Origin of the sequence: Pseudorhodobacter sp., from assembly GCF_030452865.1 — a bacterium.
GTDB lineage: Bacteria > Pseudomonadota > Alphaproteobacteria > Rhodobacterales > Rhodobacteraceae > Pseudorhodobacter.
The window spans coordinates 1-9,744 of record NZ_JAKDLJ010000107.1; the positions used below are offsets into that span (position 1 = coordinate 1).

At 60.9% G+C, this 9,744-nt stretch carries 7 protein-coding genes; 2 read left to right on the forward strand and 5 right to left on the reverse strand.

Annotated features, from left to right (window positions below):
• On the reverse strand, positions 1 to 4,515 hold a 4,515-nt coding region (locus L0H65_RS08400; RefSeq protein WP_301458428.1), incomplete at its 3' end, for an autotransporter-associated beta strand repeat-containing protein.
• 366 nt (positions 4,516 to 4,881) lie between these two features.
• Between L0H65_RS08400 and L0H65_RS08405 the strand changes: the two genes are divergently transcribed.
• Both L0H65_RS08405 and L0H65_RS08410 read left to right on the forward strand, forming a co-directional pair.
• The gene (locus L0H65_RS08405; protein ID WP_301458429.1) at positions 4,882 to 6,375 is read left to right on the forward strand and encodes a YdiU family protein; all 1,494 of its coding nucleotides are present in this window, start codon (positions 4,882 to 4,884) and stop codon (positions 6,373 to 6,375) included.
• Between the two features lie 147 nt (positions 6,376 to 6,522).
• Positions 6,523 to 7,212, forward strand: coding sequence for an NnrU family protein (locus L0H65_RS08410; protein WP_301458430.1), 690 nt, complete (start codon positions 6,523 to 6,525; stop codon positions 7,210 to 7,212).
• On the opposite strand, the gene L0H65_RS08415 is transcribed toward L0H65_RS08410, so the two are convergent.
• The 4 genes from L0H65_RS08415 to L0H65_RS08430 form a co-directional block, all read right to left on the reverse strand.
• Positions 7,198 to 7,854: a CbiX/SirB N-terminal domain-containing protein gene (locus L0H65_RS08415; protein WP_301458431.1), complete on the reverse strand. Its 657-nt coding sequence runs from the start codon at positions 7,852 to 7,854 to the stop codon at positions 7,198 to 7,200. The genes L0H65_RS08410 and L0H65_RS08415 overlap by 15 nt on opposite strands.
• 69 nt (positions 7,855 to 7,923) lie before the next feature.
• Entirely contained in the window at positions 7,924 to 8,832 is a 909-nt protein-coding gene (locus L0H65_RS08420) for an FAD:protein FMN transferase (RefSeq protein WP_301458432.1), read from the reverse strand.
• Between the two features lie 4 nt (positions 8,833 to 8,836).
• A complete protein-coding gene (locus tag L0H65_RS08425) occupies positions 8,837 to 9,403 on the reverse strand; it encodes a nitrous oxide reductase accessory protein NosL (RefSeq protein WP_301458433.1) in 567 nt (188 codons plus the stop codon).
• Positions 9,400 to 9,744, reverse strand: a 345-nt coding sequence (locus tag L0H65_RS08430; protein WP_301458434.1) for an ABC transporter permease subunit, incomplete at its 5' end; no start/stop codon positions are given. The genes L0H65_RS08425 and L0H65_RS08430, both read right to left, overlap by 4 nt.

Consider the following 9,744-nt stretch of genomic DNA (forward strand, 5'->3'; position numbering starts at 1 on the left):
CGAAGTGGCCCCCAGTTGGATAGTCGACGTGCCATCGGCTGCGGCACGTGAGCCGACGGTTTCATCAGCCGTCAGCGTCAAGTCCGCACCCGCGCCGTTCAGCACAATCGCCGCCGTATCCTTCACCGCACCATCGGGTGAGGCCGAAACACTGCCCAGGGTCAGGCCCGCGCCAGCGGCTACCGAAACCGTGCTTGAATCAATGCTGCCGGTGATGATCAGGCGGCCCGCTGTAACATTTGTGCCCTGTGCTGCGCCAACACCGGTGTTTCCATAGGTATTGTCGGCCGAAAGCGTCAGCGTTCCTGCGCCGATTTTCTCAATCGGGCGCGGCGTCGCATCGAAATCTGAAATTACGCCGGATTGTTCGGCAGATTCTGCAACCAGCGCGACATTCAACTTTGTCGTGTCGGAATTGAGCGCAATCGGCGTCGCATCGTTCACACCGTCAAGATAGGTGATCGTCGATCCGGTGGTGGTGATCTTGCCGCCCGCACCGCCCGCCGCGTTGTTGTGGCCCAGCACAAGCTCTCCGCCCGCGACCAGCACACCGCCCCCGGCCACCATGCCGGAGTTGTCGCCCGTCAGCCGCAAGACACCATTCTGCACCGTCAGGTTTTTGATCGTGTTGGCTCCCGAAAGCGTTTGTACTCCGGTGCCGGTCTTGATCAATCCACCGTCGCCTGCAACGATGCCAGAGATGTTCATGTCTGAATTGGCGCCACCGACGGTCAGATCCACCGCCGCGCCGTTGACATTGACATCACCTATACCGTCGAGACTGCCTGCCGTCTCATCGCCAGACACTGTGAACACGCCGGAGTTACCAATTGCGGTGCTTGCATCAAAGCTGTTGCCTTGCGCGAGCAAAGTTCCAGACCCGCCGATTGTCACCGTTGCGCTGTCGATTGATCCGGCAGTAGTCAGGGTCAATGTGCCGCCATTGATTGTCGTGGTGCCTGTGTAAGTATTTGTTCCGGAAAGGGTAAAGTTTCCGGTCCCCGCCTTCGACAACGTGCCACCCACGCCAGAAATGGCCCCGGCATAACTGGTTGAGGACCCATCCCCACCCGTCGTCAATGCATTTGCCACAAGGTTGACACCGCCGCCCGCACCGGCCAGGGAGCCAATTGTTTCGTTTGCCGAAAGCGCCAGCGTACCGCCGTTCACAACCACCGCACCGGTGTCTACAATTGCCTGCCCGCCAGCAAGCGTAAGTATGCCGCCGGTGACGGTTGTTGACCCCGTATAGGTGTTGATCCCGCTCAAGGTTTGGTACGCGCCAGCGTTGACTAGGCTACCCGTGCCCGACACAACGCCAGAAAGGTTTCCGGAGACATCGGGATTGGTCAACGTCACGGTATTGCCGCCCAGGTTTATGCTTATCCCCCCGTCAATCACGCCCATTGTCTCATTGGTGAGGAAGTTGGCGGTCGTTCCGCCGCCACCCCTGATGCTGGCCGTGCTTGCAATGGCATCTCCGCCCGCGTTGTTGAGTGTCAGCGTTCCGTTGTTCAAAACGTCGATCACCCCTGCAAACGTGTTTTGCCCGGTCAGGGCAAGCGTTCCGTTGCCTTTCTTTTGCAGGGTGAATGTACCGCCGTTTGCGCCGTTCGACGAAATTACTCCTGCAAAGGTCTGGTCACCGTTGTCTCCGGCGACAAGTTGGTGACCATTCAACTGTACCGTTGCGGTGGCGGATGCGCTGGAAAGGGTTCCAACCTCCTCATCGCCTGTCAGGGTCAGATTCCCGGTTCCAGCCAAGGTAACCGCTGCCGTATTCGCAATAGATGCGCCATCCACCTTCAAACTGCCGCCATCGACGTTGACCATGGTTGATGCGACGGAGCCTGTGACATCCAGAATGCCTGCGGTCACGGTCGTAGCACCGGTGTAGGTGTTCTCATTTGAAAGGACCAAGGTTCCGTCACCTTGTTTCGTCAGCCCACCCGCGCCGGTGATCTTGCTGGCAACCGTCGTGCTCGGCGTCGTATCCCCCACGATCAGCCCTGCGTTCAGCGTCACGCTAGACCCTGCATTCGCCGCCGCAAGCGAGCCGATGGTTTCATCTGCGTTGTCTACGATCAAGTTGCCGGTGCCATTCAGTGTCACCGCCGCAGCATCGTCCAGCGCCGCGCCATCGACGACCAGGGTGGCGGTATCTTCGACAGTCAAGAGGGTTGAGGCGACACTGCCGGTCACGTTCAACGTACCTGCGGTCACCTTGGTTTCGCCAGTGTAGATGTTGGCGACTGAAAGGATCAATTCGCCCGCACCGATCTTTTCAATCGGGCGCGACGAGGCGTCTTGCGAAATCTCGCCTGATTGCGTGAAAAGATCGCCCGCATTCGTCACCTCAAGTCGGGTGTCGTCACTGCTTAACAAGATCAACGCCCCGCTGTCGCTGGTGTAAACAATGTCGGACCCCATCGTTGTGATGGTCGTCGCCCCCGTCAATGCCGTCCCGATCACCAAACGATCCGCACCATCGACATGAGCGCCGATCCCATCACCGACGGTGATTGCGGTCAATCCGTTGATCGTCCCCGCCAGCGTCAATGTGCCATCAGCGACCGAAGCCGTGCCAACCGTCGTCACCGCCGCCGCATCAAGCGTCACCGACCCGCCATTTGCCACGATCGAGCCGAGCGAATTGGTCCCGCCCAAAACAACCGCGCCAGCCGTGGCACCAAGCGCGCCAGTGGTCGTTGTCCCGCCGTCCAAGTTCAGTGTGCCGATGCCGGTCTTGGTGATATCACCGCCGCCACTGGCTACTGCCCCGGTAAGGGTCGCGGTATCGGCCCCGTCTACGTCCAATGTGAATGCGGTATTTCCCGGTGCGGCAATGGCAGAACTGTTGGTCACCGTTCCCGTAATCCCGATGGTCGCCGCGCCGCCGACTGCGATCGCGGCCCCGTTCGTCGTTCCCGTGGCACCAATGTTCAAGCGGCCCCCATCGACCGACAGTGCCGTCATCGCGTTGCCGGTGTTGGTCAGCGTCAAAGTTCCACCTTCGACGATAACCGTCGGTGCGCCGACGACACCGCTTAAGGTAAGGTTATCTGATCCACGTTTCGAAAACGCGGTATTTGCGTCGCCGGTAATTGTTCCCGCATATTCGCGTGAAGAGCTGTCCCGGGCGCTTGAAAAAAGCGATGCGGAATTGGTCAATACGATACTACCACCGGTGCCTGATAACGCGCCGATTGTTTCGCTCGCTGTTACGTTCAAAGTGCCGTCGTTTACGACAACCGCACCGCCGAGTCCGCCGACTGTGGGGTCGGCAATCGCAAAACTATTCGCAAGCGTCAGCGCCCCTCCTTCCAGGGTGGTCGTGCCAGTATAGGTGTTGGACCTGCTCAGCGTTACCGCCCCACCGGATTTGTTGATGGTCAGCCCGCCCGCGCCAGAAATAACGCCGTCAATGCTGTGAGTGGTTCCATCGCTTAGAATCAAGTTGGTGCCCGCACCCACCGAAATGCCGCCAGTGCCCGCGATTGACCCAATCGTTTCATCTGAACCAAAGAGTTCGAATCTGCCCGCGTTGGTAATCGCCATCGTGTCGCTGATCGCGTTGCCGCCAGCGCCGTCCACGCGCAAAACGCCTGCACCGCTAATGTCAATCGACGATGTAGTCAGGATGCTGCCGGTGGAGGTAATGATCAAACGGCCCTGAACATCGGTTGAACCGGTATAGGTATTCGCCGCCGCCAAATTACCCGTAAAAGCTGCATTGAGCGATATGCGCTGGAGGGAGCCTGCACCGGCCAACACGGCACCAATCGTCCCCACGCCAATTCGAGTGGTGCCAGATACCGAAACGGTCCCGTTGGAAATGGTTTGCCCGCCGCCGCCTTGATTCGCGATGATGTTGCTGGCGCTAATGGTAAATCCGCCCAGATCGAGACTGGCCAGACCAGACGTCGCCTGAACATCGATGTAGCGGTTATTATTGGTGCCAAGTGCATTGGCGCTATCTATAACCAGCGTGCCTTGGTACACGTTCGTGTCGCCAGTGTAGGTGTTCGCGCCGGAAAGGGTAAGCGTTCCGGTGCCACCTTTCGTCAGAGTGGTTCCTGCAATCGTCGATGCGATGGTCGCCGCGCCGGTTGTTACGTCGATGTTACTACTTGGGTTCATCGTCAGGCTGCTGCCTGTGATTTCGTACCCATCTACATCGAACGTCAGATTGCCAATATTTTGCGCGCCACTTACGGTAACGGTGCCGCCAGCGGTCCCAAAAATCGCCTCCGGTACCGGGGTTGTGCCGTCATAGGTGCTGTTGGTTGCCCCGGCATCCGTCGTCCAGTTCGCCGTGGCGCCATCCCATGTGCCCGTCCCACCCTGCAAACCCGCCGCCGCGTCCGGGTCCCAGGCCTGCTGCGCGAACGCGCCCCCCGTCATTGCCATCCCCGCGACCAGCGCCGTACTCGCCAGCAGCGATGTTCTGCGGGTGCGTTGGCCGTGTGTGGAAACGGAGGATTTGGATTTCGGCAATTGGGCAGGAGCGTTCATGGGCATACCTATAAATTCAAAGCGCGCGGGCCTGCGCGTAATAAGATAATTGTGAACACCCTATTCCGTTGCGGAAAGTTTCGGCAACTGCAATTTGATAAAATATCCCTTGGTTGTACCTTAGGACACAGTTTCAGGGCGGTTTGGCGGAAAGATTTGGGTTTTCGCTGCCTGAAAGGCGCGAAGCTGGCGGTTCTAACACGGGTTGCGGACGTGTGGTTGGTCCGGCACGACTGCGGCTGCCGGTTGCGCGTCGCTCCGCCGGCACCGGCCTATGCCGATTCAGGCACCGGGCTTGCGATACAAGGACGCTGGACTTACCTTGCCTGATAAGCCGCGCAGATCTGCCCGAACAAAGGACACCCGATGCCAAGCCAAACCACCCCGGACGCATTTGGTTTTGCGTTCGACAACAGTTATGCCCGTGATCTGGACGGTTTATATGTCAGTTGGCAAGGCGCAAAGGCTGTGGATCCTGCGATTGTCCGGCTGAACCGCGCCCTCGCGGCGGAACTTGGTCTGGATGCCGATGCGCTTGATACGCCCGAAGGCGCACGGGTGCTTTGCGGCGATACCGCGCCGAAAGGAGCCGCGCCGCTGGCGATGGCCTATGCCGGGCATCAGTTCGGCGGGTTTTCACCGCAGCTTGGCGATGGCCGCGCGCTGTTATTGGGCGAAGTGATTGATCGGGCGGGGCAGCGGCGCGACATTCACCTCAAAGGCTCTGGCCGCACGCCGTTTTCGCGTGGTGGCGATGGCAAAGCGGTGCTTGGTCCGATCCTGCGGGAATACTTGATCGGGGAGGCGATGCACGCCCTCCATATCCCCACGACCCGCGCGCTTGCCGCGGTCCGAACGGGGGAGGCGGTGCTGCGCGAAAATGGCCCCGCACCGGGGGCGGTGCTGGCACGGGTGGCGTCAAGCCATCTGCGCGTCGGCACGTTCCAGTTCTTCGCTGCGCGGGGGGAGCAGGACAAGCTGCAGCAGCTGCTGGACTATGCCATCGCGCGCCACGACCCGGATTTGATCGGTGCGCCAGATCGTGCGCTGTTGTTCCTGAACCGGGTAATCGCGCGGCAGGCGAAGCTGATCGCAGGATGGATGTCGGTCGGCTTCATTCATGGCGTGATGAACACCGACAACATGGCGATCTCGGGGGAGACGATTGACTACGGCCCCTGCGCCTTCATGGATGCCTATGATCCGGCAACTGTCTTCTCCTCCATCGACCGGCAAGGGCGTTACGCCTATGGCAACCAACCCGGAATCGCGGTCTGGAACCTCGCGCGGCTGGCAGAGACGCTGCTGCCGTTTCTGGCGGACGATGATGATACCGCAATTGCGATTGCGACCGAAGCGATTGGAGGCTTTGCCCCGCTGTATGATGCGGCATGGCTGCGGCTGATGCGCGGCAAATTGGGCCTGACCACGGCGGAGGCTGGCGACATGGCGCTGGCGCAGGGTTTTTTGGCGGTCATGGAGGGAAAAGGCGTAGATTTCACCAATGCATTCAGATCATTGTCGGGCGTTGTTAATGTGGGTCCTACCGCCTTGCGCGCGCAATTCACCGACCCGGACGCGGCGCGCGATTGGCAAAACGCATGGCAAGATCGTCTCACGCGCGACCCTGCTGATCCGGTAAAGCGCGCCGCCGCAATGGATGCGGTAAACCCTGCCTATATCCCGCGCAATCATCTGGTGGAGGCGGCATTGGAAGCGGCGGGTCTGGGCGATCTGACCCCGTTTGACCGGTTGCTGGATGTCCTCTCGGATCCGTTCAAAGCGCGTCCCGGTTTGCAGGCTTATGCCCAACCCGCGCCGGAGAGTTTCGGCAATTACCAAACCTTTTGTGGCACCTGAGGGGGGAAGCCAAGTTTTTTCTGCGAAGAATTTTCCCGTGGCGGTGGGTTTTCCCGGGGGAAAAGCTGCGGTCTTTGTGTTGAAACAACGTGACTCAGGATGTCGGGCTGCGATGAAGGCTGCGAAAATAGATATGAAGGCGCGCACATGACCGGCACTTGGACGGAGTTCTTTCTCGCCTTCATGGTATTCCTCGCCTCGCACATGATCCCGTCGCGGCCAAAACTTCGGGCCGCATTGCAAGCAAGGCTGGGACCGCGTGGGTTCATACTTGCCTATAGTGTGTTGTCGACGCTGCTTCTGGTCTGGTTGATCGTGGCGGCGGGCAATGTACCCTTCGAGGTAGTCTGGGACCAGATGCCGTGGCAGCGGTGGGTGGTCAATCTTGCGATGCCTTTTGCCGTCGCTTTGGCGGTTTTTGGCATTGGCGCTCCCAATCCACTGTCTTTTGGTGGGCGCAAGACCGGGTTCGACCCGGCGCATCCGGGTATCGCCGGGGTGACACGACACCCGCTGTTATGGGCGCTGGCGTTGTGGTCCGGGGTTCACACGCTGGTCAACGGCGATCTGGCGCATGTGGTTCTGTTCGGCAGTTTCACCGCTTTCGCCTTGCTCGGCATGGTCGCCATCGACCGCCGCAACCAGCGGCAAATGGGGGCGGAGAAATGGCAGGAACTGGCGCAACACACCAGAGTGTTGCCGCTTGCCGCGCTTGTGTCGGGGCGCTGGCACCCAATTCACAGTCCGAACCCGCTGCGTCTGGTGGGGACACTGCTGATCTGGGCCGGGGTATTGATGGCGCATCTACCGGTGATCGGCGTGTCACCCTTGCCGTAAAGCGGCAGCGATCAACCCCGGCACCGCGTCATCCTCGCCAATCGGCGGGCGCAATTCGCCTTTGAAGCCAGCAGCGCGCAGGGCTTGGGGCACATCATCCAACACATGCCCGGCGCGCAGGGCGAAGAACGGCAGGCAAAGCCCGTCGCCCATCTCCGCAGCGACATCGGTCAGAAACGGCGCTTCCTCGACGAATCCCACACGCACGTCATGAACCCCTTGCGCCAGCAATGTGCGTTGCATTTTATACGTCGTATCTGCTGAGGTGCGGGAGATTTTGCTGCCATGCGCGGCAATCAACACCCTGTCGAAACCGCGTGCTGCCCGCAGCATCACATCGCTTAATGCCGGGTCAGTGCCAAACGGTAATAGCTGCCGTAGACTGCCTTTGCCAGCGCTAGCAAGGCGTCGGGGCAGGTTGGTGCCGGTAAACCACCCCTCCGCCATGAAAAACGGATAGATCAGCGGCGCTTCCAGCAGCGACAGCGCCGACTCCAAAGCACCGGGTTTCGCCAGCGTTGTGCCAAGGACCTGCCAACCGGGCAACAACTGCGCCACCCGACCCGCAAGCGATTGCATCACCGCCTCTTGCGGGGCGGGGTCGGCGGGCGCGCCATGCGCTATGATGATCGCCTCGCCCATGTCCGTAATTGCCCTTTTCGAATTATCCAAGCGTCAAGCGCTTTTCGGGCGATGTCCAGAGCGTACAGTTCAGGTGGCACTTCTTTCTGCAGATTCCAGCTTCGCACCAGCAAAAGCCTGCACAAAACCAACAATTTCGGCCTTGTCGGAGGCAAGACATGCCGCTGTCGTCAGCGCATCTGCCAAAGCGGCGGAGCGGGCAGAAATGGAAACCCCACGCCAGCGCGCAACGGCGGGCAAGCCGCTGCGCGGATCAAGGATATGGCTAAGCGTGCCCGCACTGTCGAAGGTGGTGCCAAGCGGCGCCGAACTCGCCAACGCGCGGTTTTCAAGTGCAACGGTGCCACCGGTTGCCAGTTTCACCGGCCAAGCGCCGCCGTCCGGTTGACCGCCAAGTGCGGCAAACTCCCCGGTATCAATCAGGATATTCCTGAGGCCTTCGGAGCGAAGCAAATCCGCCACCTGGTCCGCGATGAAGCCTTGCGCGATGCCGTTCAGCGTCAGCGCCATGCCCGGTTCCATTGTGATTACCATCTCATCGAGCCGGATCTTCTCCCATCCCGTTTGCGCCAGCGCCTTGGCCAACAGCTTTGGCGCAGGCGCTTGCCCCAAGGCTTCCGCGTAAGCTGCCCACAGCGGTTGGATCGTCGGGTCAAAGCGGCCATCGGTGGCGGAATGCACCGCCCCCGCAAGGCTAAGGCATTGCAGCAACTCGAACGGTGGGGCGTCAAGCCGACCATTGGCGTTGAGGCGGGAAAGGGCGCTATCCGTGCGGTAAAGGCTGAACACATCCTCCAACCGCGAGATTTCGGCGGCGGCGCGCGCCGCGATTTCGGCGGCGTCAGGGTGGGCGAGCCGAATGGTCGCGCCCGCGCCCAGGGCGACGCCTTTCCATGTGTAAAGCGGGGCCGCCTGTGTGGCGCGGGGCAGCGTCAGGGCGGCGGCACTGATGGCGAGAAAACGGCGACGGGTGGTCATGGCATCATCCTTTGGTCTGGCGCGACAGGGCGCGCAATCGACGTTGAAATTCGCTGTCATCCTCGGGGGCATCACCCGCAACCGGGGCGAGCACAGCGGCATCGGGAATCTCCGCCAGCGGCATCACATGGCCGCCGTTTTCATGGGCGAAACCTTCGGCGCGGGCGCGGTCGGAAAACGGCACGATCTCCGGCGTGCCCATACCGCCTTCGATCCGGCTGCCGACGACGTAATGGGCGGTTTTCGCATCAATCCAGTTCATTGCGCCGGGGGCAACCCATGTGGCCCCTTCGGCCCCCATGTCGTTGACCCAGATCGCCAAAATCTGATGGCTTTGTTCGGGCATCCTCGTGTAGGCAATCGCGTCGCGCACCTGACTGAAGAACAACGGCGCGCCGGGCAGGCCCGCAAGATGGATCTGGCCTTTCGGACCGTCATGTTCCGAAAGCTCCATCTGGCAATAGTGGCCAATGGCGGTGTCGCTGAAAGCAATCGGGCTGACATCCTGCGCCGCTTCATCCTGGCAGGCGGCGAGGGTCAGGCAGGCGAGCAAGGCAAGAGCGCGGTTCATGGCTCCACCTTCCGGAATGCGGCGGCGGCAAGGCCAAGGGCCGCGAGCGGCCACAGCAGGACTGACAGCAGCGATTGCCAGACAGGGATGCTGGCGGCAGCGCCACCAATACCCGCTGCCGCCGCCGTGGCGTGAGAGGCGGAGAGGTTGAACAACCGGAACGCATCCGCCGGGTTGGCGAGCAAGGCCAGAGGGAAAACCCGCGTGGTGAACAGCCCGCCATCATCAGCAACAATCGCGGCGAGCAGTCCGAGATCATAAAGCACAACAAAGCCAAGCCAGATCCCGATGGCAAGCCCTGCCGCACCCGAAGGCCGCCGCGCCAGCGCGGAGGCTGCATA

Excerpts from the sequence above, each read along its gene's own strand:
- L0H65_RS08425 (WP_301458433.1), bottom strand. The coding sequence starts at position 9,403 with ATGAACCGCGCTCTTGCCTTGCTCGCCTGCCTGACCCTCGCCGCCTGC.
- L0H65_RS08420 (WP_301458432.1), bottom strand. The coding sequence starts at position 8,832 with ATGACCACCCGTCGCCGTTTTCTCGCCATCAGTGCCGCCGCCCTGACG.
- L0H65_RS08415 (WP_301458431.1), bottom strand. The coding sequence starts at position 7,854 with ATGGGCGAGGCGATCATCATAGCGCATGGCGCGCCCGCCGACCCCGCC.
- L0H65_RS08410 (WP_301458430.1), top strand. The coding sequence starts at position 6,523 with ATGACCGGCACTTGGACGGAGTTCTTTCTCGCCTTCATGGTATTCCTC.
- L0H65_RS08405 (WP_301458429.1), top strand. The coding sequence starts at position 4,882 with ATGCCAAGCCAAACCACCCCGGACGCATTTGGTTTTGCGTTCGACAAC.